This is a genomic window from Microcoleus sp. K4-B3, from assembly GCF_036704615.1.
Taxonomy (GTDB): domain Bacteria; phylum Cyanobacteriota; class Cyanobacteriia; order Cyanobacteriales; family Microcoleaceae; genus Microcoleus.
In genome coordinates this window covers 1-25,816 of the sequence record NZ_JAUBSF010000092.1, presented here as the reverse complement: position 1 = coordinate 25,816, position 25,816 = coordinate 1, and the positions used below count along the sequence as shown (strand labels likewise).

Sequence of the window (25,816 nt, the reverse complement as noted above, 5' to 3'; positions counted from 1 at the left end):
AACGTATTAAATTTAAGTCCCTTCACCCTACTTAATGTTTTGTTACATATCTGTGAATTTCCCCGCCGACCTACTTACTAACTACTAATTTATATTATTTTATCTCAGACGTAAACACAGCCATTGCTAATCTAACTCGACTTGCGATCGAGTTTGTTAGCTGTTGTAATAAAAAAGCATTAACTATACCAATTTCAACAATTAATATATAAAGTAAAATAGCACGGCTAGCAGTCAAAAGTGAAGGTTCACCTCGGACAACCCCAGTAAAAAATTTTGGTATAACAATTAACCCTATAAACTGCGTTAAATAGAGTTCATAGGAAATCTGAGAAATCCCTATGAAAAATCTAGTTGTTAACTCAGAGAATTTTATGAAATTTCTACAAACATTAAAGACAATTACAAATATTCCAAATCCAATGAAAGCATCACAAAAAGACATCCCAAAAGGTACAATTACTCCTAAAAAATTTATTTGATTAGAGAATTTTAACGTACCCATAATACCCAAAATTTCAAAAATTATTGCTAGGGCTATTGTCAGTGGTTTAGTTAGGTAATTAATTAATATAGTAGGATTACTTGCATACACTTTGGCCATGGCCATTCCTAAACAAAACTCAAATAACCTTGAAATTGCTAAATATCCAGGATAAGCGAGATTGCCTAATATTGGATGAAATAGGTTGAATCCTAACATTAAAACTAAAAATGTATATGTTATTTTAATAAGAAGAGAAGTAAAAATAAACTTGAAAAGAGAAAAACTTTGTAAACATTTAAATATCAAGAAAAAGCACAAATAAAATTGAATTAGTGGAAACATAAACCAAGAAAATGGTATTGCCTTATCAAGGAAAATCAAGCTTTTCCACCATGCAAACCATCCAAAATTGCCATAAAATAAATCCGCTCTTAACCGAGGAACTATCAAAGATACAGCTACAAGTATCCAATAAGTAGGGTAGAGCCGGAAAAACTTTTTTCTCATAAAAGTGTTCCAGCTTTCATCAGGTTTTAAAATTCTTGAATAAGCCAGGCCAAAACCACTGAGAATGAAAAATATATGAACTCCCTGATATCCAAGCAAGAAAAATATATTCAGCAAATCAACAACTATATTGCCCACACTATTAAATGGCAGGGGGAAAAATTTTGCCAGTGTCGGGGCTAGTCCCACTACTTTTTGATACTCAAAAAAGTTGCTGTATCCCAAAATTGGAGGAAGGAAATTGAAGTACCAAAAATGAACGCCCAGTACCCAGCAGGCAGCAAAGCCTCTCATCATATCTAATTCTTGAAATCGATTATACTTCATAAATAAAAATATCCCTTTAACTCAAACTTATAGCAACAGTCAAGACAGTTACAATGTCAAGCGTAGGACGTACTCGATCGCTCCTAGGATTCGGGAATAATTCTAGTATATGCCATAAGCGCCAAGCGGATGATCGCATTTGCCGCATCGTAAACCGCAACGTGAACCATCACTAAATTGTGGGCTGCCAATGGCGCAGAGGTTTTTTCGGCTTTGATTATATCTAATGTGATAGCATTCCAGCGGACGATCGCATCTTGAGACTCGCGAGTCCGAGTTTGAGCGATCGCACTTCCCGGTTGCAGCACCGAATTCGGGGGAGTTTGTTGCAATTCAGAACCAATAGTGCTGCTAGCAGCGATGGAACTAACTGCCAGAGAAGCGAAAATTAAATTTTGTTTCAGACGCTTGCGCCGTTTTAAATTCATGGCGTTTATTAAAAATTCTACTCAAAAGCTAGTTGCGACCCGGATTGTAAGCCCAACTTGTCAACCAGCAAGCTTTTTTAAACAAATTTTAAGAAGAGTTGTTGATATTATTATTATTAAGGAGATGAAACTTAACCAAGCTGTAACATTAAAATCCTTGTTTTTAGTGAAGTTCAGGGCTTAAAGACATTCAGTCAACCATAAAATTTTATAAAGTAGTTAATTTTTATTAGCAATAAGCTTATAATCTACATCGTCTAGATTAATTGGGGCAAGACAATTAAACGTAATTCCAGATACGTGATTTTTCCAGTCTTTTGAATCTGAAGATAATTCGAGCGTGTCAGAGAAAGAGCTGGTTGCAATAGATAGATCGAGATTACTGCGTCCTCTTGATATTGCTTGACCCGTACATAGTGCTTGTGAAAGCTAAAAAATGCTATGGGGGAAAGTTATAAATTAGATGCGTTTGCCCTGCACAACAAAGCAGTTTTCACCCCTCATCGAACCACAACCGATAGCCGAGAGTAAGGTGATCTGCGGTAAGTTGAAATATAAACACAGATACCTAAAAAATATCGGCGTCGATCTGCGCTGATCGGCCATTAAAAATATCTCTTATGTGAAAATCAAACTAACGCGAAGTTAAAACAATGTATTGAGGGCGCGATCGATCGATAAATCCCTCCTCTTCCAGCCTAGCCATCAGTCGCGTTACTGTAATCCGCGTAATCCCAAGTGCTTCGGAAATCTCCCGATCAGTCAATCTCAAATCAATTAACAGTCCTTGTGCTATTTCGCGACCCAACTTTTGTCCTAACAAAACCCATAGTTGCAGCAGTCGATCGCGGGTAGGAGTCAATTCAAACAGCTTTGCTTGCCAAAAAATCTCTCATGTACCGATTCACTAACTCCGGCTGTTCCTGCTGCACCCAGTGGCTGCAATTAGGAATGTAATGAATCTGAAAATCCCGCACGTAATCTGCGGTTCCATAGGTTAACTCTTTGCCGAGGGCGACATCATTTTCTCCCCAAATCATCAGCGTGGGAACTTGCAGCACGCTCCAATTCTGGCGATCGAGCAATCCGCGAGCTATATTGCGGTAATAATTGATAGTAGCAGTCAGAGCGCCCCGTTTGGCAGCGGCATCTTTGTAAGCTTCGATATCTGAGGGGGTAAAAGTGCTTTTGTCAACTGCCATACCTTCCAAAGCAGCAGAAATTGCCTGATAATCGCCCAACTGAATTAACAACTCCGGCAAAACTGGCAACTGAAATAAAAAGATGTACCAACTTTTCAGCAATTGTTGAGGAGTTTGCAGTCCTTCAGCAAACTTTGCCGGATGCGGTAGATTCATCACAATTAATTTATCCACCATTTCGGGATAAGCATAAGCAAAATTCCAGGAGATCGCACCTCCCCAGTCGTGACCAACTAAGACGCAACTTTCGTATCCCAAACCCTGAATAATTCCCTTGACATCTTGCACAAACTCTGCAATCACGTAAGCAGATTTATCCTGAGGTTTGTCGCTGTCGTTGTAACCCCTGAGATCCACAGCGACAACTTTATAATCTGATGCAAATTCCGGGATTTGATGCCGCCAAGAATACCAGAATTCAGGAAATCCGTGCAGCATGAGCATCAGCGGCCCAGAACCTTGAGTGACATAGTGCAGTTTGATGCCGTTCGTAGCGATAAATTCGTGTTTCCAAGCAGCTTCCAGCACAGACATATTTGATGCTTCCTCTAGCTTTCGAGATATCCTAGCAGTTACTCTCTTTGACAGGAAGCAACTTTAGGCATATCTAGAAATTCTCCCAGCACTTGTATACTGTTCCTCTTCTGTTACTTTGTGGAACAGCCGTCCCGCCGGTGGTTCTTCTCGAAAGCGGTTCGTAAAAAAAAGCCGTAGCACGGGCGAGGGCCCGACGCCATCGCCAGTTTCCCGAAAAGATTGCTATCTCAGTCAAAATATTAGTATAATGTTCGCGGCATCCTGACAACTGTTAAGCCAAAAATCACTCATTTTCGAGCGGGCGAGAATCCAGATTCGCAAAAATTTGAGATGTTGTGAGGGTGCAAGTTAAATAATTCAGAGCTGGCGAGTGTACGAAGAATTAAAGGAGTTAAGATCATGTCTGGCGATCGCCTGCAAAACATTGTTAACCGCTTGACAGATCGTCTAAAGCGCGACGTATTAATTGAAACATCCCTCTACGACATTCGAGAAATTTTGCAGAGCGATCGCGCGGTGCTTTATCATTTTTACAAGCAGTGGCAAGGTCGAGTGACTTACGAGATGTTGAGTGCGATCGAACTCTCAATCTTGGGTTCAACGGGGCCAGATGAGTGTTTTAACGGCGAATACGCTGCTTTGTACGAAGCCGGCCGAGTTAGAGCAATTGCAGATATTGAAGTAGAACAAATTCACCAATGCCACCGAGATTTTCTGCGTAGCCTGAAAGTTCGCGCCAATTTAGTTGTACCAATTTTAACGAACAAAGGACTGTGGGGGCTGTTAATTGCTCATCAGTGCAGCGGGCCCCGTACTTGGTCGCGATCGGACATTGAATTCATGCAGCAACAAGCACAAAATATGGCAATGTCTCCAACAATTCAAGATAGTTAATCTTTCATTCAAAATCCCGCTTTGTCACAGTTCGGGTGCATGGTATGTGCGATAGAAAATTACCAACAACCAAAATAGGGTGTTCTATTGTTAGGCGGAGGTTTGTAGCGACTCATAGGGCTGGATGAGAATCTCAGCGGGAATTCCTAACTCTTGATTCAGCTTCCGAATCATTTCTAGAGTCAAGGAACGTTTGCGAGATAATATCTCAGAAACTTTAACTCGACTGCCAATACATTGTTCCAAATCGCTACCAGACCATCCGCGGGCGTCCATGTAGTATTGAATGGCTGCAATTGGATCTGGGATTTCGATCGGAAAGTGTGCCTTCTCGTAAGCTTCTACTAGGGTACTGAGCACATCTAGGCGATCGGACTCAGGTGTATTAGGAGCTGCATTAAACAGCAACTCAACCTCTCGAAGGGCATCCTGATAGTCAGTTTGGGTTCTAATTGGACGTATTTCCATATATCAATTTGTGTTTAGATTGTTTCTGCATCTACCTTGTCATACTCGGCATGAGTGCCAATAAAGCGGATAAAAATAATGCCGATGTCATAACGAATGGCAACAATCAGCCGATAGGAATTGCCTTTGATGTTAAACACAACACGATTGTTTGCAATGATGCTGGCATTACGATGAGCGGACTTAACATCGACTGGACTCTGCCAATCGGCGTGAGACGGTTCGTAGTACCAAGTTTTTAGTGCTTCTGAGGCATCTGGATAAGTTTCCCAGAAGTTTCGCAAGGTGCTGCGGGACAAAATACGCATAGAACTTTGTGACTGGAACTCCCGAAACACGAGACAATTGAAATATCGGTTCTGCCATTGTCAGAGGGCAAAGAATAACGTGCTATCTCATCATTTTATCACAGAATCTTTGTCTCTAGGAATAGTTGGTGGCAAGGAGTTTTCGGATGCTGGGGGAGCGAAAACCAAAAATGATATCTTGAGAAAACACACCGCGTTGAATCAGTTCTCGATCGATGTAGATTTCGGTACTGTTGTGTTGAATCCAGATTTGATTTTCGATGATATCGAGCTGCATAGCACACCCATAGATGCGATATTCGTCGCGCCATTCGTTGTGCATAACGAGGTATCGATCGCGGGCTATATCGAAGATTAGCTGAGCATTTGCGTCATTTTTAGAAAAGTCTTCGAGAAAGTCACAAACAATTTTGCGGTATTCGTTTAGTCTATCCATTGGTCGATCGCCTCACGAGTTGGATTGTAAATAATTAATCGAATTTCATAACGTTCGATGACAGTTTTTGCGGGTTCAAATCTGAGAAACATTTGGTAGGTATCGGTGGGCACTGCCAGATACAGCATACGTTCTGGTTCGCTAGAGACTTCGATGGCGACGCGATAGTTGAGGAATTGACCGAGGGCAGTGTGGAATTCAGAAATGGTGGAGCCACCTGCGAAACTTTTGACTTCTACAGCTATTTTACGTCCTTCTTTTTCAGCGGCGATCGCTTCTTCGGCTGCAAGATCGATGTAGACATCAGCAACACCATAGCGTAACTGGTAGGGATCGTGGGTAATCTTCCAGCCATCTTTTTGTAGGGCGATTTTGACGATGTTGTGGAAGAGATCCTTTGCCATTTTTAGATTGTACCCAAGGATTTACATCGGAACTTAAGGGTGCACCGACTTCCACCGAAACCATGACGGCGGTGTATTTTCCGCTGTCGGTGAGTTGTTTGGCTAAAGCTAGCATGGCCGTGGTTTTACCGACTTGTCGGGGTGCATGGATGACGAAATAGTTGCGTTGAGCGATTAACCGTTCTAAGCCCGGTAAGCGCAGTGTTGGGGGTACCAGCGGGGCATAGGTGAACAGGGGCTAATGGGGTTGCTCTCAGTTTACTGTGCTGTTGTTGGAATGGTGTTCTATTGTTAAGCGGGGGTTTGTAGCGACTCATAGGGCTGGATGAGAATCTCAGCCGGAATCCCTAACTCTTGATTCAGCTTCCGATGTCATAACGGATTGAGACAATCAGCCGTAAAATGCAGCGACGACAAATAACCTCGAATTCATTACCAGTGGTTTTTGCTCGTCCGCTGCCATAAACTGTTACCTCTAGCGCTTATGGTGACTGGCTTTTAGCCTTTTTAATTAGCTTTAAACAAGCGTGTATCGTTGCCAGAGAGTAATAGAACATCCAATTATACCAAATGGCTTTGTCATAATCCTGCATTTGCTTTGGATTGTGGTGTCGTATTGAATAGGTATTAGCTATCTCAAATAAAGCCTTCTCGGCGTGGTTTAATTTTACTTTCTTAATTTGATCGCGCAGCCACTCAAGAACATCAAATAAGTTTCGAACTGCATCAAACTTTTCATCTAGAGATGAGCGAGAACGTCTAAATTTAAGAATTGCGAATTCAACTCGCTGCTCAACATTTTCAAGATCGTAAGGAGGCAGTTCTGCAAGAACTAAGTCCTCCAATCCTTGCTCTGGAAATTCTAGAATTTCACCATTTTCGGAGAGTTCATATCCCTCTCTATAGTCACACAATAACTCATTAATCCTATCTCTAAATTCTTGCTTACCAGTCTCCCTATCGAAGGTATCATAAGAATCTCCATGATGACCCCATTCATCGTATCGATAAATCGGCTCAGAAACACGATCGTAAAGAAACTCAATGACATCAAACAAGTCATCCTCTGAATAATTATTACATTTTTCCTCAATTGGCCATAAGTCAGGTTTCTTGAGCTTGATAAACATTTGTGCTTCTATATCAGAACCTAGCTTGCCTGGGACATCTCCAGAGTTTTCATAAAAATAATCGTTCTTTAGAAAATCAAGATAAACAATTTTGAAAAGTTTAACGAGCATGGGTAGATCGAGGCGACTCGCATCAGGATTTTTACGATTAGAATAGTATTTCCGATTCATGAACGATTATCCCAATTTTATAAATATATCCGGAAGGGCGAAGGACTCGCACCTATATTCTATCAATTATACGACGTATTTTAATTGTAGGGTGCGTCAGGTGAGTTTCTTAAACGATTATTGAAGGTTTAAATATCTGACGCACCTTACTAATTATGAGAATTGCGTAATTCCTGTTACTATTAGCTAACAGCTACAGCCTCCCCTAAAGGATGCTGCTGCAAAACCGCTTGCAAATACTTCCCAGTATAAGACCTCTGATTTGCCGCCACATCCTCCGGTGTCCCCGCCACAATAATTTCGCCGCCCTTATCTCCCCCTTCCGGGCCTAAATCGATCGCCCAATCGCAGCACCGAATCACATCTAAATTGTGTTCGATTACCAAAATTGAATTCCCCTTATCCACCAATCTTTGCAGCACATTTAACAAATGGTGAACATCATAAAACGACAAACCCGTCGTCGGTTCATCGATCAAATAAAGCGTCTTCCCAGTAGCGCGGCGCGACAGTTCCGTTGCCAATTTTACCCGCTGCGCTTCGCCCCCAGAAAGCGTCGGCGCGGGCTGTCCCAACTGAATGTAACCCAAACCAACATCAACCAAAGTTTGCAGTCTCGCGCCCGCCCTGGGAATATTTTTAAACATCCCCAAAGCTTCCTCCACAGTCATGTTCAAAACATCAGAAATCGACTTGCCTTTGTACTTAACTTGCAGCGTTTCCCGGTTGTAGCGCGCACCTTTGCAAACCTCACACTGCACGTAAACATCCGGCAGAAAATTCATCGAAATCACGTTCACGCCTTGACCGCCGCAAGCTTCGCACCTTCCCCCTTTGACGTTAAAAGAAAACTGCCCCGCTTTGTAACCTCTTGCCTTCGCTTCAATGCTTTCGGAAAACAAATCCCGAATCACATCAAAGACTCCCGTGTAAGTAGCGGGATTAGAACGCGGAGTGCGACCGATGGGAGATTGATCGATGACAATTACCTTATCAACCACATCCTCTAGAGAGCGTTCGCCTTTAGTTTTGAGGGCGTCCATGTCTGGTGGTAAAGGCACTTTTTTGGTGATATAGTGTTGCAGCGAGGGGTACAGCAATTCATTGATTAAAGTGGATTTTCCCGAACCGGAAACGCCTGTGACGCAGACGAGTTTTCCCAGGGGAATTTCGACATCGATATTTTTTAAATTGTTGCGCGTCGCATTTATGATTGAGAGAGCTTTGCCGTTGCCTTTTCTCCTTTCATTAGGCGTTTCAATTACTCGCTTTCCAGACAAATAAGCCCCGGTCAAAGATTCCTCGGCTGCCAGCAAGTCTGCTAAACTTCCTTGCGAGATAATTTGGCCACCGTGGACGCCGGCGCCGGGCCCGATATCGACAATATGGTCGGCCGCTCGCATGGTTTCTTCATCGTGTTCTACCACAATCAAAGTATTGCCTAAATCGCGCAATTTTGTTAAGGTTTGCAGCAGGCGAAAATTGTCTCTTTGGTGGAGTCCGATGCTCGGTTCGTCCAAAACGTAGAGAACACCAGTCAAACCAGAACCGATTTGAGTTGCCAGCCGAATTCGCTGGGCTTCTCCGCCAGAAAGCGTCATTGCTGCGCGGTCTAAAGTCAGGTAATCTAATCCGACATCGAGCAAAAATTGCAGCCTTGCTTTGATTTCTCTCAGGGCTAAATCGGATATTTGGAATTGCCGATCGCTCAATCCCAAATTATTTACTCGTTCGCGACATTCGCGAATCGAAATACTCGTTAAATCCACAATTCCGTACTGTCCCAACCGCACCGAAAGCGCCTCTGTTTTCAAGCGCTTGCCGTGACAAACCTCGCAAGAGCGATCGACCCGATACTGTTCCAACTTCTGCTTGATCAGATCGGAACCAGTATCGTCGTACTGGCGCTGCAACATGGAAATCACGCCATTAAAATCTCTCCTCAAATCAGTGCTGCCGTCGCGCTTTTTACTTTCTGCGCTGCGCTTGGACTCATTGCCGTACAAAATTACCCGCTGGTGTTCGGGCTTTAATCGATACCAAGGAGTGTCGATATCAAACCCGCAAGTATCAGCAATACTGCAAAGCAAAGAGAGATAATAGGAATTGTCTTTGTCTGACCAAGGTGCGATCGCACAATAAAGAGGCGCTTTCTCGTCGGGAACTACCAACTCCGGCGCAAAAGTCCGCAAACTCCCCAAACCGTGACAATTTTGGCACGCGCCGTAGGGCGAATTAAACGAAAATAACCGGGGGGAAAGTTCCTCCATTACTGCGCCGTGTTCGGGACAAGCAAAGTTTTCGGAAAATACGATCGGCCCCTGTGGTTCGGAATTTTCATCACTCGGTAACTCTTCAACGATCGCAATTCCCTCAGAATGGCGCAAACAAGTTGCCAGAGAATCAACTAAACGTTCTTCTAAACCGGGTTTTTTAATTAACCGATCGACAACTATCTCGATATTGTGCGTATGATTTTTATCTAATTCGATATTTTCCGAAAGTTCTAAAATTTCTCCGTTAACTTTGACGCGAATAAATCCTTCGGAAGCTAAACTCGACAATAATTTGCGGTGAGTGCCTTTTTTTCCCCGCACAACTGGTGCGAGAAGGTGAAAGCGAGTGCCGTCGGGAAGTGCCATGACTCGATCGCACATTTCATCAATTGTCTGCGGTGCAATGCAGCGATCGCAAATCGGACAGTGCGGTTCGCCAGCTCTGCCGTAGAGCAATCTGAGATAATCGTAAATTTCTGTAACAGTGCCAACAGTCGATCGCGGGTTGTGAGAAGTTGACTTTTGGTCGATCGAAATAGCCGGACTTAAGCCTTCGATCGCATCCACATCCGGTTTGTCCAACTGTCCCAAAAACTGGCGCGCGTAGGCGCTGAGAGACTCCACGTAGCGGCGCTGTCCCTCAGCAAAAATTGTATCGAAAGCCAGGGAAGACTTACCAGAACCGGAGACACCCGTAAAAACTATCAGACGATCGCGCGGCAGTTCCAGATCGATATTTTTCAGGTTGTGCTGTCTCGCACCGCGAACCCGAATCATATTTTGGTTGTTAGAGTGAGAATTCGTCACATTATGCCCGTTGCGGGATGCACTTGGCTGGCTGTTTGAGGTTTTGGCGCGTTGGGACATGAGAGTAGTGCAAAACAGTGCTTAACCATCTTAGCGCTGCAGATCGAATTGCTGGCATCCAAACTCAAGAATATCAAAGAATTGTCAAATAGGTTTCCGTCGGCCCGTCGGGCAAAACCTTCAAACTTTGATTTTTTAAATCAATTTCAATTCCCAACGCTTCCATCGGAATCACGCCTAAAAGTGGCGTTTTCCCCTCGGGCAATTCCAGACACTCAAAAGTCCCTTCGCGGCCGCACAGAGAAATCGAAGCATCCCGAAAAATCCTCGCCTCACTAATGCCCGTTGCTGTTTCCACAACCACTTGCTTGAGAATTTTTAAACCCAGTCGGGCAATGACATCTTTAGGCAAACACAAAGTTGTCGCGCCCGTATCCACCAAAACATTTTCTAGAGTAACAGACCTGACTTGCTCGATTGGAATCAGACCATCTTCGGCTTTCCCTTCATCCAGCCGATTCGTAATTACTAGAGTTGCGATAACTTTTCCCATTGGGGTTTCCGTAGTTGTTTCCATTACGTTAAGATTATCATAAATTGCTGCTTTAATTTTAGCACATATTTCCACATATTGTAGGGCGATATACTCCCACTTTGCACCGCCCACTTGACGAATAGCTCCGACTAACTTCTCAAATTATTGCACGCCAATAAACTTGTGAGTTTGCAAAGATAACTTGTAGCTAGGATTTTGTTTCAGCAATTCCAAGATTATGGGAATCGCTGAATCTTTCGAGTTCCATTCTGGTTGCAAAAAAACCGGAATCTCCACATTACTTGCCAAATGCTTGTGATAAAATTCAACTTCTTCGCCAGTGCTAACCACCAACTTAATTTCATTAGCTCTAGTCCAAAAAAGCTCTTGCACCGGATATTTAGGGTTGATGTGTTCCTTAGGAGAAAGAGTAATCCAAGCCTGCGGCGAAACATCCTGCCAGCAAGCACCGGAAGTTTCAATACTCACGTGCTTGTCAGCTTCTAACAAAGCTTCAACTAACTCAGGCAAATTCTGGTGTATAAAAGGTTCGCCACCAGTAATGACAACTCTCGGAGACTGCAATTGAGCGAGCAATTGTGCGATCGACTGTGGCACAGACGGCAAACCTTTGCCCCCATTGGCATAACCGGTGTCGCACCAAGGACACCGCACAGGGCAACCTGCCAATCTGATAAAATCAACTAAAGTCCCCGTCCAGTAACCTTCGCCTTGAACAGTACACTGAAAAGTTTCGTGAATCGGTAATTTTACCTGTAAATTTGAACCCAGCATTTTCGCCTCTGATTAACTAAAAAATAAATCATTCTCTAGGGTACGCATTGCGCACCTTACTCTATACTTTTGAGTTTCTAGGGTGCGCATTGCGCACCTTACTCTATATAAAACTGACTTGTATATTTTTGAATAATTAGCAGTTTGTGGCAATTTAAAATGAACCGCAAACCGCAAACAACTCTTTAATTATGCTGTTCAGGTTCCATCATAGTAGCCCAGCGACGTTTCAATGCCAAAGTCAGCCCATCAGCAATGGGGACAACACTGAGAGTAACTCTGGGATCGTTGCGCAATTTGTCGTTAAAAGTACGAATGGCGGTGGTACTTTCGTCTTGTACTTCAGGGTCAGCAACTCGTCCAGACCACAGAACGTTGTCAATTACAACTAAACCGCCATTGCGTACAAGTTGCAGCGATCGCTCAAAATAAGCCTCATAATTTTCTTTATCGGCGTCGATGAAGGCAAAATCAAAGGTTCCTGCTTGTCCTTCAGCTATTAACTTGTCGAGAGTATTTATTGCTGGGCCCAACTGCAAAGAAATCTTGTTGGCGACACCCGCAGCTTCCCAATAGCGTCGCGCGATCGCAGTATATTCCTCGCTGACATCGCAGGCAATAATTTGACCGTTAGGAGGCAGCGCTAAAGCTACGCACAGCGAGCTATAACCAGTAAAAACGCCAATTTCTAAGGTTTTTGTCGCTCCCATAAGCTGCACCAGCATCTCCATAAACTGACCTTGTTCCGGAGCAATCTGCATCATACCCATAGGATGCTTAGCAGTTTCTTCCCGTAGTGAAGCGAGAATATCTGGCTCCCGCAGAGAAATAGATAACAGATATTCGTAAAGTTGATTTTCTAGGCCAAGAGTTGAGTTCGCCATCGGTTTGTCCTTCCTGCTGACTTTTTATTTGAGATTGTAGACGCGCAGTTAATGGAAATCGGAGACTGTAGAGTTAATTTTGGCACCTATTTTGCTGTGGCTGATGACAGGTTGCAGTAGCAGTGTCTCGGTTATGGAGAGGCAACTTGCACAACGCGCGATCTAGTTCCAAACCAGTTTATCTCAGCCACAGGTGATTTAGCAGATCTGGAAAAGAAAAATCGATAGAGGGGAGCGTTTTGAGATGGCGGCGTTTTTAGCACTAGCACCGCGTAACGCCGTTAGTGATACCAGTTCAAAAGATGAATGCAACTTTGGACAAGCTGCAAACCCATACATAATCTGCCATTGCTCATCTCAAATCTCAAATCTCAAATGCTATGAGTTGGGTAGAATGTGACTTCATCCCGATCGCTAAGTAGATGAACTGCGAAAAGCATAAGTAGTTAAAAGCGAGTGAAATGAAGCAATCGCAGAGGTTGTGATTTGTTTACATTTTGTTACATTGTCAAGTTTTTGCGTGTCGCTCTACTTAATTTTCAAGGACTAATTATTGAGAAGTTACGCACTCTCAACAAACAAACCGTTTCTTTTAACTCTTATTGATGGGTTAAAGCTGGTGTATTTTCCTGGAACAAAGCAGGGGCCTGGAAACCCTGGTGTCGCGGAATATGACTAATCACTAATAAACTGGGTTTAATAGGACGATTGCTTAACTGTCACAGCTTATTCCTGCACACCTAAACAACCTACCCACAATCAGCACAACATTCCACGATTTAGGTATACCAAGTATTTGTGGGAAATTTTCAGGTTTCTATCAACCCTTTATCCGCACTATTACTCATAACGAATAAACTGGGTTTAATAGGACGATTACTTAACTGTCACAGTTTATTCCTCCATACTTAAACAACCTACCCACAATCAAAACAACATTCTACCAAGGCGATAGTTATGTATTACAGTTTTGCAGGTTTCGGTGCGGCGACGGGCATATTTTTATTGTTAGTTTTTGCCATTCTGCAATGGTTGCACGTCTCGGCTGGCAGCTTCATCGATTGGGTAATTGCCATAGCTAGTTTTGAATGGCTGTTGCTGATAGTTACAGTTCCCTGGAATATCCATTTTGAAGCTAAAGAAGTTTTAGCGCAAGCCGCAGAATCTACAAAAAAAAATATTGCTGTCGATCAGGAACAAGTCAAATACGTTACTGTATTAGTTAGCCGATCGCTCTTTGTGGCGATCGCACTTCACCTGTTTAGCGCGATCGCACTTTACGCCCTAGCCGCCGCTGGAATTAGTGCTATTGGCTATCTCAGTTCCGCTGCTGCACTGCTGTTAACTGTAATGCGTCCAGCTATCCGAGGTTATCATTATTTAGCCCAGCGGCTGACAACTATCCGCCGCCAATTTTTGCACCCCCGCGAAGATATTGTCGAACTCCGCAGCCGCTTTGCAGAATTAGAATCTACAGTTAGAGATTTGAGCAATCAATTAAGTTCAGACAATCCGAATTCGTGGGTGGCTGTCCAAAATCGGGAACGGGAAGCTATCAGAAGAGAATTAACTACTTTATCCGCATCTCTACAATCTTTGCAAGCGACAAATCAGGCAGAACACACTAAACTCAGAAGAGATGCAGAAAGTGCGATCGCCCAACTCACCGATGACGGACAATTTCTCAACCACGTCCGCGAAATCATCCGCTTCTATAAAGAAGCATAAAAGAAGTCATTAGTGATTAGTCATTAGTGCTTAGCCATCAGTCATTAATGATTAGTCATCAGTCATTCTCTCAATTACCCATTCTCAATTTCCCATTCCCAATTACCTACCTTTAGATAGATGTCAAATACTCGTCGGCTGTGAAATCTGCAATGAAGAGAGAATTTTATCAGTCTTGAGGAAGACTCAATAAATATATTTTTCATATAGCAACCGCCCTGACGGTTAGCACGTTCTTAATTCCTGAAACCCTTGCAGAAGATTGCTTCTTCCTTTTCTCCTAGATAACTAAAACCTTCTTCCTTCTTCGTTCTTCCTTCAACATCTGCTATAAAAGCAAGTTCTCGAAAACTATAACCAAAGATAGTTTGTGAATGAGCTAGCTTGGCCTTAATATTTAAGCATAAGCCAAACATCTTTTTGAAAAGATAACTCAGGAATAAATCATGACTAATCGCCAACCAACACCGCCCGACCAAGAAATTAGCAAATCAACACCCGCCGACGAACAAATCGAAGCTAATATGGAAGCCCCGCACTACGACAGGGGCATTACTCCTGCGGAGACAGCAGCGCGGCAAGAACGCGAAGGCGCTAACTTCATGCACCCTACCACCGAAGGGAAGCAGAAAAGTGCAAAAACTGATGACCAAACCGATGACGAAAGCATTCACACTACAGATGGTTATACAGTAGACAAAGAAGGTCTAGTTAACAATTACGCGATCGAACCCGAAATGTACGTCAACGAACCGGGCGATTTGAGAGCAAAAGAAGAAGCCGAAGCCGCAGAACGCGCTCGAATTCTCGCAGAAGTCAAAGATAAAAAAGGCGAGGAAGGAAAACTGACCACGGATGCAGACACCCGCGGCAAAGGGCCTGGAATTATCTAGATTGTGTGGTTGGTAGTTGCATTTGGGCGCGCGAGGTTGCAACTGTAAAGCAAAGGGGCGGGTTTTTGTAGTTCCGGCAGTTATCGATCGATATTTCCGGTAAAACCCGCCTCTATCTTGCTGGAGACTTCTGTTTTTAGACTTGAGAGTTTACATCGATAAATTACCGTCTGTATTGGTCTGTTTTCACAGCACCAACTCAAAAACGCCTTAAAATAACTCAAGCCCTAACATTTTCCCTCAGCCAATTAAACTTAGCCTGAGCCAGCGCCAAATTTTCCAGGACGTTAGGATTGATATCCTCCCGTTCAAATTCGGGTTTATCTAATTCTATATTGCGCCCGTATTCTATATGTCTGATCGTACCGCGCATCCTGTCTGCCAGACACAGTGAAATTCCATAATAAAACCGGGAAGCAAAGCCCATATCCTGTTGAAGTTTGATTACTAACTGCCGCCTGGGAATTGCCAGCAAGTGAGTTTCTTCGATCGCCTTCACCGTTGCCAGAGGAGGGCGAGCGTCAATAAAAGAAACTTCTCCAACCAGTTCTCCGCTGGCTATTTTAGCAAGTTCTTTAGTCCCCTCAGCCTCGATCAAAACGCTCAAACTCCCCGTCAAAACAATATATAGCGCATCGATCTGTCTCCCTCCATGGATCAAAATCGCGCCCGGATCTAGAACTTCCTTTTTGCCTTTTTGGACGATCCAGTTGATATCGTCATTATTTAACTGGCTCAAAATGAAAAGTGCTTTTTTTCTGCTGCTGTCGGCCATAAGTTTAGCTCCCGATGCTTCTTTTTTCTTCTATAAAATTTAGAGTACACCCGGTTGCAACTTCTTCCGAAGCAGTAACTCCTGACTCAATCAGTTTTCTTTATCCTGCCTAACTTCTTCGCCAAACTTTTCTAGGGTCAGCCTTGCCAATAGCAGAAGATCGATCGAACTGAATCATAATCTCTCAATAGTAGCATTTGTTAAACAATCTTTTTTAAGTCGAGCGGCATCCACAAACTCCTGTGAAATTCCGGTCTCAAAGGCAATTGGGTTCGCCCCCACAGCTTTGGGGCGGGATGGGGCGCGGCAGACAATCCTCCGCGCCCAGTCTTGCTCACTAAATCGATCGCAAATCAGGATAGCCGGCCAACATATCGTCAGCAGTCAGAGTGTCCCCGTTCGCTTGAGGAGTCCACAGCACCTCAACCGCCAGCAACTGCTCGCTCGATACTCCCCCAATCTGGCGCAAAGCTTGGCGCAAATCTTCAGAGTTTTTCACTGCTGGCAATTGCAATTTGCCTTGAGTACCGACAAGCACCGTCACCACAATAAATTCCCCGGGATCTGAATTCAAATCAGAAGCAACCAGCGCGCCATTTTCCTGCAAACCTGGCAGGATATTGCTGCTCCCTGCTTGCCGGAGCTGGTTGTTATAGTTCGAGAGCGTTTCTTCAGTAAATTTACTGCGTTCTGCCAAAGAAAGTTGATTAAACTTAGCTTCGGCTGCTTCCAAGCGAGTTTGCACAGATTCAGCGCCCGCGTAAACCCAGTATTCAGGATGCCGCAGCAGCGCCAGAGTAGATTCTTGCAGCACTTGAGCGCGACCGGCCGCTGTATCGGTATCCGCTTTGCGCGCTAGGGAGTCGAGTTCGGCTTGCAAACCGCGGGCCTCTGCTAGCAAACCAACTTGCAAGCGGGCGACAGATACGGTGGTAGTGGGGGCGCTGTTGCCCAGTTCGTCAGTTGGGCCTCCGGCGCGGCGGAAGCTTTGGACGAGGAAATTAGCAATCGAGATAAAAATCAAAATCGAGAACAGGCCGCCAAACCCGCCCCCAAAGCCAAAAAACGGCAGCAAGAACGGGAAACCGAAGCCGCCGCCAAAGCCGCCACCATAACCGCCGGGGTAGTAGCCTCCTCCCGACGGCGCGTAAGTGCGACTAGGAGACGAGTAACTGCGCGCCGGAGCACTAAAAGATCCGCCGCCGATGCGTCCTCCGCTGCGGGCAGCCAGAGCTCCATCAGCGTTACCGAGGGCTAGCGTCAGTACCAGACCGATCGCAAATAGTGATTTCAAAAGCGGTTTCATCTTTGAAATTAGTTGCTTGTACATAAGACCGTTACTATTCGATACATTTATAATTTACAGTCTATCCTCGCTTCTGGGCAGCCTGGTTATAGGTATGAAGCCAGCGAGATATCCGTACTAACCGATCCGAGAAGCAGCGTTAGGGCTGTGTCTGGGAACGGGAAAGGCTAGAAAGGACTTGCATTCCTGACTGCGAACAATGGACATCGCGGGTTTTACAGAAGTTTACTTAAGTACAGGGCGATCGGCCAACAATAAGCTTTAGACTTTTAAAGAAACGCCGCGAGTCCTAGAAAGCAGGGCTTTATCTACCGTAAAAAAAACATTATGTTTCCAACTCACCGCCCCCGCCGCCTCCGCAACCATCCCCAACTCCGCCGGATGGTACGCGAAAATATCTTGACAACCAGCGATTTAATTTACCCTCTATTTGCCGTACCGGGGGAAGCTTTTGCTAAAGAAGTCACATCGATGCCAGGAGTTTACCAGCTATCGGTAGACAAAATAGTAGAAGAAGCAAAAGAAGTTTACGACCTCGGCATTCCCGCGATTATTTTATTCGGCATTCCCGCAGATAAAGACACAGACGCTACAGGTGCTTGGCACGACTGCGGCATCGTCCAAAAAGCCACGGAAGCAGTTAAAAAAGCCGTACCGGATTTAATCGTCATGGTCGATACTTGTCTGTGCGAATATACCAGTCACGGTCACTGCGGCTATTTGGAAGTCGGAGATTTAAGCGGTCGCGTCTTGAACGATCCGACACTAGAATTGCTGAAGAAAACCGCAGTTGCTCAAGCTAAAGCCGGTGCAGATATTATCGCACCTTCGGGAATGATGGACGGTTTTGTCGGAGCAATTCGCGAAGGATTGGACAGTGCTGGATTTGAAGATATTCCCATCATGTCTTACGCGGCAAAATACGCCTCAGCTTATTATGGCCCGTTCCGGGATGCGGCAGATTCTGCTCCGCAATTTGGCGATCGGCGCACCTATCAAATGGACCCCGGAAACGGCCGCGAAGCTCTTAAAGAAATTGCTCTCGACATTGCCGAAGGTGCAGATATGCTCATGGTTAAACCCGCTTTAGCTTACATGGACATCATCTGGCGCGTGAAGGAAGCAACTAACCTGCCAGTTGCTGCTTACAACGTTTCTGGAGAATATGCGATGGTGAAAGCCGCCGCCCTCAACGGTTGGATAGACGAAGAAAGAGTAGTGATGGAAACTTTGACAGGATTCAAGCGTGCTGGTACTGATTTGATTTTGACTTATCACGCCAAAGACGCCGCCCGCTGGCTGCAAAACTGATTCCCTCGATTTGAGATTAGAGATTAAAGAATTGACTCCACAGCACAATCTTCGGGTGTTCTCGTGGAGTCAATACCTCTCTCGATAGATGATTTTTGAGCAATTAGGCAACACACAAGCTATCGCTTACGCTTACCGATGGACGACACCTCGAAACCGGGTTTTTACCGTTTCAGTGGGCTGTAACGAAATAGAGTTGAGAAAAACCCGGTTTCTCTGCTGACAAACTCCAAACCCCTAAAAAATCAGTCATTCCCATCTAAAATCTCAAATCTAAAATCTCAAATGGTATGAGTTATAAGTTGGGAATTTTGACTCAAAGAGTTTTTTACAAAATTTACCCCAAAAAGTATTAATCATCACCGAAATTACTTATAAAATATGTATGAATAAAAATAGTTTTGTAAATGGGGAATTCAACCATTGATCGTTCCCAAGCAAAATCAACTTTCACTCCTGTAAAACAGTAAAAGTAACACAGTTTAGATACAACTTGAAGGCAGATTGAGCATGACATCAACGACTAGGGATTCCAGTCACATTCAATTTTGTATAGGTCGCGATCGCGCAGACATCGCACAAATCCAAGAACTATTTAAAGCCGCCGCCTTTTGGGCCAGGGCACGCAAGATAGAAGATTGGGAAATTGCGATCGCCAACAGCGAACCAGTTGTTACAGTGTGGGACGGCTCACGGGCGATCGGCTTTGCCAGGGCCACCTCAGACGGCATCTATCGAGCCACCATCTGGGATGTCGCCATTCACCCGGATTACCAAGGTGCAGGACTCGGCCGCAAATTAGTGCAAACCGTCTTGAGTCACCCTCGAATGTGCCGAGTAGAGCGAGTTTACCTGATGACAACTTACAAACAAAGCTTCTACGAGCGCATCGGTTTTCAGAAAAACGCTAGCACCACCATGGTACTTGAAAATCAGCTTCTAGAAGAGAATCTCGAATTAGAAATTAGCAACGGCGAATTGCTAAGGGCTAATTGTTAAATAAGCAGAAAACTTGCACCCAAAGTGCATCAAAATCTCTTAAATGTAGGGTGCGCAATGCGCACCTTACTCCCGATCGATAATTTCCCTCTTCCTTCCTTCTTCACTCTTTCATTTTGACGCTTGACTTCTTCCCTCCATCCCTTAATCCGTTAAACAATCCATTCCCTTCTTCCTTCTTCACGAGTTTGCCAAAGGAATAGAACACTGAGTCCGGTTAAAATTGCACTCTTCGGACTCAGAAGGCACGGCCAGAACCTCCAACTTTCCGCTCATCAAACTTAAAAGAGTCTGATTCATCAATAACCTCATTCCAGAAGACACCTGAGAATTCTCGCTGCTCTTAGTAGCATCACATTCCAAATCGTGCTTCAGCAAATCCCAAGACTCGCTCCAAGCACTCACTGAACGCTGATCGTCAACCCAAATGTGAACGTATCCAGATTCCGGCGAAGAATGCGCAGAAACAGAAATACTCCCCTCCTCCATCTGAGCAACAGCAGTATCGACCAAATTGACTAAAACTTGCCTAAACCTCGGCAAATCTGCCAATACATAAATTCCCGGATCGGGTGGCAATATTTCCAAACGAATGCCGCGATTAGCAGCTTGCAAATAAGTTAAATCATCAACCTCGTCAAAAACCTTAGCTAACTGAATCGGCTCAATATCCATCCTGTCAGTGCCGTGTTCAGTTTTAGCAACAGAGATAATTTCATCTATCAATTTCACCAGCTTGAGTGCCGCAACGTGAGCTTGCTCGACAAACTCTCGTTCCTCAGCAGGATCGTCGCACAAATCCGAGAGAATTAATTGCAGCGTACCAATCATAGTGCTCAGGGGCGATCGCAACTCGTGAGAAGTTCGAGCCAAAAAACCCGCCTTAAATTGGCTCATCTCCGATGCCATCTGATAAGCCAATTGAGTTTGCTTAAGTTGCTCGGAAAGGGCATCAAACTTCTCTAAGTGAATTTCTTGAGGAGGTGGCGGCACTTTGGGCGCAGGTTCGGGCGGTTGCGAGCTTTTTTGCCGCAGGCGCCAAATCCAACTGCTTCCCAAACCCAACCCCAGTCCCATACCTAAATATATCAAGTCGCTCCAGCCGATCGGCGCCATATTGCTTTGCCTTGGAGTTTAGCTTTTAGCATTCTAACTCGATCGTGCCTTGTCGCAATATTTCCCAATCGCTGCCAGCCCATTTAGCCACAGTGGAAGGCAAACTCGAAGCTGTTGTCGCTGTTGCTAATTCAGAAGCAACTAATGTCAAGACTTCCGGAAACAGAGACTCAATTTCTGCCACCGATTCCAAAGGCGGCTGACCGGATAAATTAGCACTGGTAGTAGCCAAAGGGCCTGTCTGCTCTAGAATCTTTAGGGCAAGGGGAAGGTTAGGCACTCGTACTCCGATTGTAGTCCGATCGATCGAATTCATGGCCGCCGGGACTTTTGCCGAAGCCGGCAGCACCAAAGTTAACGCCCCCGGCCAATAGGATTCGGCCACTTGCTGCCACACTTTTAACTCTGTTGGACTCCCCTGCACGTAAGGCCACAAAGCCTCCGCCGAGGCTGCCATCAAAATTAGCGGTTTGTCTTGGCTGCGCCGTTTAGCTGCAAAAATCAACTCGGCTCGATCGGGCCTGACAGCCAAAGCTGGTACGGTATCAGTGGGAAAACTGACAATATAATCTCCTGAAATTGCCCCTTGAATCAAGGAGTCGATCGAAACTTGCGCCATCATTCGATTTTAGATTTTAGATTTTAGATTTTAGATTGAAGAATTGGGTCGGCGTTTTATTTAAATAATTGTAGCGGCTTTTCCCGATATTGTGGTGCAGAAATTTTTGGAAATCCGACAATTGCTCTTCACCGCTGAATGCACGCTTGGGTATAATAAAATTCTAGTTTTAGACAGGATAGAGAGACGGCATCGGGTAAATTACTAATAAGTTTCTGGCTTCAATAAAAAATTTAAAAGATTCCCATTTAAAAGTCCCTCTCCTTAAATGTAAACTTTTATGACGATTTTCAAGATTTCTGAGAAACAGTACATTAATATAATAAGCATAAAAAAGTTATCCTTGGTAAAAAATTAGGTCTATCATAAAATTAACGGAGAGACAGAAAATATGGACGCAATTACTCTTGCAATTGTGACTGGTCTTGCTATTCCTCTGACTAAAGATGCGCTCGCAGATGCTTATGCAGCTCTCAAAGCTGCCTTAAAGAAAAAATTTGGCGACGAAAGTGATGTAGTCAATGCAGTTGAGCAATTAGAGAAAAAGCCAGACTCCGAAGGTCGGAAAGCTACGCTACAGGAAGAAGTTGAAAATGCGAAGGTTAATGATGACCCTGAGATGGTTAAATTAGCTCAAGATTTCCTCAACCAACTTAAAGAACAACCAGGTGGACAACAAGTTATTACCCAGAATATTAGCAATGTTAAATATGGAGCAACTTCTAATTCTGGTAATGCAAGTATCAGCAATATCACTGAGCATGGTACATCGAAAGATAACTAAGACTCTACTTGAATAACTCAGGATTTGGGTATGTCTGAACAACAAGAAATTAAACAAATTGTTACAGACTCAGAATATGCGGCCACATCTGCAACAGGTGATGCAGTTATTACTATCACCAATTACTACTACCGAGAAGACATCAAAGTAACACCTGTTGCTACTGATAATATAGATGAAATTCTCCCCTGTCCCTATCGCGGCTTATTTCACTTTGGTCCCGATGATGCAGAGTTTTTCTTTGGTCGTGAAGTCTTTGTAACACAACTCCTTCAGGCAACTCAAAACCGTAACTTTATTCCCGTTTTAGGTGCATCAGGAAGTGGAAAATCTTCTGTAGTTTTGGCGGGACTTGTACCCAAGCTACAACAAAAAGGTAATTGGAAATTTACTCATTTTCGTCCGGGAAATGACCCTTTTCATGCTTTAGCTTTAGCGCTGGTTCCCCTTTATACGCCAGAACTTGATGCCACAGATCGGATTGCTCAAGCTCGTAAGTTAGCTGATTACTTGCGAGGTGATACAATTCCTCTGTCTGACATTTTTACCCAAATCAAACAACATCATCCTAACGATCGCGTATTATTAATTGCCGATCAATTGGAAGAGTTATATACTCGCTGTAGTGATGAGAAAATTCGCCGCAGTTTCCTAGATATTTTATTAGCTAGTTTTCCTGCTCCTAATTCCCAGTTATCATCGGCGGTATTGGTAACAACAATGCGGGCGGACTTTTTGGGAAATGCTCTTTCCTATCGTCTTTTTGCCGATTTATTGCAAAATGCTGATATTAAATTAGGAGCAATGAACCGTGAAGAACTCTCACAGGTGATTGAAAAACCGGCTGATAAATTAGGCGTAAAATTTGCCGATGGATTAGTCAAACGCATCCTTGATAGTGTCGAAAATGAACCTGGAAATTTACCATTATTAGAATTTGCTTTGACGGAGTTGTGGGCAAAGCGCAAGGGAAAAGAATTAACTCATACTGCGTATGAGCAAATTGGCGAGGTGCAAGGTGCTTTAACTACTTATGCTAATACTCAATATCAACTATTGAATCCCTCTGAGCAAAAACAGGTACAACGAATTTTTGTGCAATTAGTGCGTCCGGGTGAGGGTGCAGAAGATACGCGGCGAATGGCATTGAAAGCAGAATTGGGCGATCAAAATTGGTCATTAGTAAAACAACTTGCTGATGCTCGGTTAGTGGTGACAAGTCGTAATTCTGCAAGTATTGATACAGTGGAAGTTGTCCATGAAGCACTGATTAAAAATTGGGGTAAACTGCGAGAATGGATGTCAGTAAACAGGGATTTTCGCTCTTGGCAAGAGGGTTTACGGGCGGCTATGCAACAATGGCAAGAAGCAAAACAAGATGAGGGGGCGTTGTTACGAGGTGTGCCATTGGTAGTGGCGGAAAGTTGGTTACAAAAGCGCTCAGATGAACTGAGTTCAGGAGAGCGAGATTTTATTCAGAAGAGTGTAATAGTTCGAGAACGGCAAAAACAACAAGAGAAACGCCTCAGACAGTGGATTACTTTCGGCTCGAGTGCTGCGTTTATCGTTGCTTTAAGTTTATCAGGGTTCGCCGCTTGGCAATGGCGACAAGTAGAAATCACAAGAAGCGAGGTCATGGCTAGCTCTGCCAAGATACTTTTCAGCCAAGGGAAAGAGTTGGATGCGTTGATGGAAAGTTTACGGGCAAGAGTATTAGTCCAACGCCTCAAAGGTGAACCCTCAATAGAGTTGGTAGGTGCTTTGCAAAAAGCAGTTTCAGGGTTAAGAGAACGTAACCGCTTGGAAACCCATAGCGATGCGGTTAGGAGTGTCAGTTTCAGCCCCGATGGCAAAACCTTGGCTTCTGGCGGTAATGACAACTACATCAAACTCTGGGATGTCACCACTGGCCAGGAAATTCGCACGCTCCAAGGGCATAGGGATAAAGTTTATAGTGTCAGTTTCAGCCCCGATGGCAAAACCTTGGCTTCTGGCAGTAGTGACAACAACATCAAACTCTGGGATGTCACCACCGGCCAGGAACTTCGCACCCTCGAAGGGCATAGCAAAGGGGTTAGGAGTGTCAGTTTCAGCCCCAATGGTAAAACCTTGGCTTCTGGTAGTGACAACAACATCAAACTCTGGGATGTCACCACCGGCCAGGAAATTCGCACCCTCAAGGGGCATAGGGATAAAGTTTATAGTGTCAGTTTCAGCCCCGATGGTAAAACCTTGGCTTCTGGTAGTGATAACAAAACCATCAAACTCTGGGATGTCCCCACTGGCCAGGAAATCCGCACCCTCAAGGGGCATAGTGAAGGGGTTAGGAGTGTCAGTTTCAGCCCCGATGGTAAAACCTTAGCTTCTGGTAGTGTTGACAAAACCATCAAACTCTGGGATGTCCCCACCAGCAAGGAAATCCGCACCCTCCAAGGGCATAGCGAATGGGTTGGGAGTGTCAGTTTCAGCCCCGATGGCAAAACCTTGGCTTCTGGTAGTGATGACAAAACCATCAAACTCTGGGATGTCTCCACCAGCAAGGAAATCCGCACCCTCAAGGGGCATAGCGAATGGGTTGAGAGTGTCAGTTTCAGCCCCAATGGCAAAACCTTGGCTTCTGGCAGTTATGACAAAACCATCAAACTCTGGGATATCACCACCAGCAAGGAAATCGGCCCCCTCAAGGGGCATAGCAAAGGGGTTTTTAGTGTCAGTTTCAGCCCCGATGGTAAAACCTTGGCTTCTGCCAGTGATGACAAAACCATCAAACTCTGGGATGTCACCACCGGCCAGGAAATTCGCACCCTCGAAGGGCATAGCGAAGGGGTTAGGAGTGTCAGTTTCAGCCCCAATGGTAAAACCTTGGCTTCTGGCAGTGTTGACAAGACCATCAAACTCTGGGATGTCACCACTGGCAAGAAAATTCACACTCTCCAGGGGCATAGGAATGGGGTTTGGAGTGTCCGTTTCAGCGCCGATGGTAAAACCTTGGCTTCTGGCAGTGTTGACAAGACCATCAAACTCTGGGATGTTACCACTGGCAAGGAAATTCACACTCTCCAGGGGCATAGCGAGTCGGTTAAAAGTGTCAGTTTCAGCCCCGATGGTGAAACCTTGGCTTCTGGTAGTCTTGACAAGACCATCAAACTCTGGGATGTTACCACTGGCAAGGAAATTCACACTCTCCAGGGGCATAGCAGTTGGGTTTATAGTGTCAGTTTCAGCCCCGATGGTAAAACCTTGGCTTCTGGCAGTTGGGACAACACCATCAAACTCTGGGATATCACCACTGGCAAGGAAATTCACACTCTCCAGGGGTATAGCAGTTCGGTTAATAGTGTCAGTTTCAGCCCCAATGGTAAAACCTTGGCTTCTGGCAGTATTGACAACACCATCAAACTCTGGGATGTCACCATTGGCAAGGAAATTCACACTCTCCAGGGGTATAGCAGTAGGGTTAATAGTGTCAGTTTCAGCCCCAATGGTAAAACCTTGGCTTCTGGCAATTATGACAAGACAGTAATTTTGTGGAATGTGAATTTTGACGATTTACTGGTGCGCGGTTGCGATAAGGTGCGGGTTTATTTGCAGAACCCCAGCGCAAATGTTAGCGGTAGAAGTTCACGGGGGTAGCAAAAACCCAAAAAATCTGATAAGGTGAGGCACATGGAGAAGACAGTGCCGGAATT

At 44.5% G+C, this 25,816-nt stretch carries 25 protein-coding genes; 8 read left to right on the top strand and 17 right to left on the bottom strand.

What is annotated here, in order from left to right:
* Positions 1 to 94 precede the first annotated feature (94 nt).
* From QUA78_RS26905 to QUA78_RS26890, 4 genes are all read right to left on the bottom strand, one after another.
* Positions 95 to 1,321 (bottom strand): acyltransferase family protein, encoded by a 1,227-nt coding sequence (locus QUA78_RS26905; RefSeq protein ID WP_333306116.1) that lies wholly within the window; start codon positions 1,319 to 1,321, stop codon positions 95 to 97.
* An 83-nt stretch (positions 1,322 to 1,404) separates the two neighbouring features.
* Positions 1,405 to 1,749 (bottom strand): hypothetical protein, encoded by a 345-nt coding sequence (locus tag QUA78_RS26900; RefSeq protein ID WP_333306118.1) that lies wholly within the window; start codon positions 1,747 to 1,749, stop codon positions 1,405 to 1,407.
* A 634-nt stretch (positions 1,750 to 2,383) separates the two neighbouring features.
* Positions 2,384 to 2,611: a helix-turn-helix domain-containing protein gene (locus QUA78_RS26895; RefSeq protein ID WP_333306120.1), complete on the bottom strand. Its 228-nt coding sequence runs from the start codon at positions 2,609 to 2,611 to the stop codon at positions 2,384 to 2,386.
* Position 2,612: 1 nt separating this feature from the next.
* Positions 2,613 to 3,485: an alpha/beta hydrolase gene (locus QUA78_RS26890; RefSeq protein ID WP_333306122.1), complete on the bottom strand. Its 873-nt coding sequence runs from the start codon at positions 3,483 to 3,485 to the stop codon at positions 2,613 to 2,615.
* 402 nt (positions 3,486 to 3,887) lie between these two features.
* On the opposite strand from QUA78_RS26890, the gene QUA78_RS26885 reads away from it, so the two are divergent.
* Positions 3,888 to 4,382, top strand: a complete 495-nt coding sequence (locus tag QUA78_RS26885; RefSeq protein WP_333306124.1) for a GAF domain-containing protein — start codon at positions 3,888 to 3,890, stop codon at positions 4,380 to 4,382.
* A 90-nt stretch (positions 4,383 to 4,472) separates the two neighbouring features.
* Here the strand turns inward: QUA78_RS26885 and QUA78_RS26880 are convergent, their stop codons facing one another.
* The 4 genes from QUA78_RS26880 to QUA78_RS26865 all read right to left on the bottom strand — a co-directional run bounded on the left by QUA78_RS26880 (position 4,473) and on the right by QUA78_RS26865 (position 5,998).
* Entirely contained in the window at positions 4,473 to 4,850 is a 378-nt protein-coding gene (locus tag QUA78_RS26880) for a transcriptional regulator (RefSeq protein ID WP_333306126.1), read from the bottom strand.
* A 14-nt stretch (positions 4,851 to 4,864) separates the two neighbouring features.
* Positions 4,865 to 5,158, bottom strand: coding sequence for a type II toxin-antitoxin system HigB family toxin (locus QUA78_RS26875; protein ID WP_333306128.1), 294 nt, complete (start codon positions 5,156 to 5,158; stop codon positions 4,865 to 4,867).
* 115 nt (positions 5,159 to 5,273) lie between these two features.
* Positions 5,274 to 5,594: an element excision factor XisI family protein gene (locus QUA78_RS26870; RefSeq protein WP_333285113.1), complete on the bottom strand. Its 321-nt coding sequence runs from the start codon at positions 5,592 to 5,594 to the stop codon at positions 5,274 to 5,276.
* Positions 5,582 to 5,998, bottom strand: coding sequence for a XisH family protein (locus QUA78_RS26865; protein WP_333306130.1), 417 nt, complete (start codon positions 5,996 to 5,998; stop codon positions 5,582 to 5,584). The genes QUA78_RS26870 and QUA78_RS26865 overlap by 13 nt, the downstream gene beginning before the upstream one ends.
* Here QUA78_RS26865 and QUA78_RS26860 point away from each other — a divergent pair.
* Entirely contained in the window at positions 5,992 to 6,159 is a 168-nt protein-coding gene (locus QUA78_RS26860; protein WP_333306132.1) for a hypothetical protein, read from the top strand. The genes QUA78_RS26865 and QUA78_RS26860 overlap by 7 nt on opposite strands.
* Before the next feature lie 321 nt (positions 6,160 to 6,480).
* On the opposite strand, the gene QUA78_RS26855 is transcribed toward QUA78_RS26860, so the two are convergent.
* The 5 genes from QUA78_RS26855 to QUA78_RS26835 all read right to left on the bottom strand — a co-directional run bounded on the left by QUA78_RS26855 (position 6,481) and on the right by QUA78_RS26835 (position 12,596).
* The gene (locus QUA78_RS26855) at positions 6,481 to 7,299 is read right to left on the bottom strand and encodes a hypothetical protein (protein WP_333306134.1); all 819 of its coding nucleotides are present in this window, start codon (positions 7,297 to 7,299) and stop codon (positions 6,481 to 6,483) included.
* Between the two features lie 182 nt (positions 7,300 to 7,481).
* Positions 7,482 to 10,442 (bottom strand): excinuclease ABC subunit UvrA, encoded by a 2,961-nt coding sequence (gene uvrA, locus QUA78_RS26850; protein WP_333399114.1) that lies wholly within the window; start codon positions 10,440 to 10,442, stop codon positions 7,482 to 7,484.
* Positions 10,443 to 10,515: 73 nt separating this feature from the next.
* Positions 10,516 to 10,959: a retroviral-like aspartic protease family protein gene (locus tag QUA78_RS26845; protein ID WP_333304637.1), complete on the bottom strand. Its 444-nt coding sequence runs from the start codon at positions 10,957 to 10,959 to the stop codon at positions 10,516 to 10,518.
* A 120-nt stretch (positions 10,960 to 11,079) separates the two neighbouring features.
* Complete coding sequence (locus QUA78_RS26840; protein ID WP_333304626.1) at positions 11,080 to 11,712, bottom strand: 7-carboxy-7-deazaguanine synthase QueE; 633 nt, start codon at positions 11,710 to 11,712, stop codon at positions 11,080 to 11,082.
* A gap of 185 nt (positions 11,713 to 11,897) precedes the next feature.
* Complete coding sequence (locus QUA78_RS26835; protein WP_333304627.1) at positions 11,898 to 12,596, bottom strand: class I SAM-dependent methyltransferase; 699 nt, start codon at positions 12,594 to 12,596, stop codon at positions 11,898 to 11,900.
* Positions 12,597 to 13,553: 957 nt separating this feature from the next.
* Between QUA78_RS26835 and QUA78_RS26830 the strand changes: the two genes are divergently transcribed.
* Entirely contained in the window at positions 13,554 to 14,324 is a 771-nt protein-coding gene (locus QUA78_RS26830; protein ID WP_333304628.1) for a hypothetical protein, read from the top strand.
* A gap of 446 nt (positions 14,325 to 14,770) precedes the next feature.
* Complete coding sequence (locus QUA78_RS26825) at positions 14,771 to 15,217, top strand: hypothetical protein (protein ID WP_333304629.1); 447 nt, start codon at positions 14,771 to 14,773, stop codon at positions 15,215 to 15,217.
* Between the two features lie 220 nt (positions 15,218 to 15,437).
* Here QUA78_RS26825 and QUA78_RS26820 read toward each other — a convergent pair whose 3' ends face one another.
* Positions 15,438 to 15,992, bottom strand: coding sequence for a cyclic nucleotide-binding domain-containing protein (locus QUA78_RS26820; RefSeq protein WP_333304631.1), 555 nt, complete (start codon positions 15,990 to 15,992; stop codon positions 15,438 to 15,440).
* A 337-nt stretch (positions 15,993 to 16,329) separates the two neighbouring features.
* A complete protein-coding gene (locus tag QUA78_RS26815) occupies positions 16,330 to 17,322 on the bottom strand; it encodes a DUF1517 domain-containing protein (RefSeq protein WP_333304632.1) in 993 nt (330 codons plus the stop codon).
* A 303-nt stretch (positions 17,323 to 17,625) separates the two neighbouring features.
* On the opposite strand from QUA78_RS26815, the gene hemB reads away from it, so the two are divergent.
* Together hemB and QUA78_RS26805 are read left to right on the top strand one after the other, a co-directional pair.
* Entirely contained in the window at positions 17,626 to 18,609 is a 984-nt protein-coding gene (gene hemB, locus QUA78_RS26810; protein WP_332983878.1) for a porphobilinogen synthase, read from the top strand.
* Between the two features lie 510 nt (positions 18,610 to 19,119).
* Positions 19,120 to 19,608: a GNAT family N-acetyltransferase gene (locus QUA78_RS26805; protein WP_333304633.1), complete on the top strand. Its 489-nt coding sequence runs from the start codon at positions 19,120 to 19,122 to the stop codon at positions 19,606 to 19,608.
* 180 nt (positions 19,609 to 19,788) lie between these two features.
* Here the strand turns inward: QUA78_RS26805 and QUA78_RS26800 are convergent, their stop codons facing one another.
* Together QUA78_RS26800 and QUA78_RS26795 are read right to left on the bottom strand one after the other, a co-directional pair.
* Positions 19,789 to 20,724, bottom strand: coding sequence for a HAMP domain-containing sensor histidine kinase (locus QUA78_RS26800; RefSeq protein ID WP_333304634.1), 936 nt, complete (start codon positions 20,722 to 20,724; stop codon positions 19,789 to 19,791).
* A gap of 25 nt (positions 20,725 to 20,749) precedes the next feature.
* Complete coding sequence (locus tag QUA78_RS26795; protein WP_333304638.1) at positions 20,750 to 21,343, bottom strand: L-threonylcarbamoyladenylate synthase; 594 nt, start codon at positions 21,341 to 21,343, stop codon at positions 20,750 to 20,752.
* A gap of 391 nt (positions 21,344 to 21,734) precedes the next feature.
* Between QUA78_RS26795 and QUA78_RS26790 the strand changes: the two genes are divergently transcribed.
* Together QUA78_RS26790 and QUA78_RS26785 are read left to right on the top strand one after the other, a co-directional pair.
* Complete coding sequence (locus QUA78_RS26790) at positions 21,735 to 22,127, top strand: hypothetical protein (protein WP_333304635.1); 393 nt, start codon at positions 21,735 to 21,737, stop codon at positions 22,125 to 22,127.
* Positions 22,128 to 22,157: 30 nt separating this feature from the next.
* Positions 22,158 to 25,760, top strand: a complete 3,603-nt coding sequence (locus tag QUA78_RS26785; protein WP_333304636.1) for a WD40 repeat domain-containing protein — start codon at positions 22,158 to 22,160, stop codon at positions 25,758 to 25,760.
* The last annotated feature ends 56 nt before the right edge of the window (positions 25,761 to 25,816 follow it).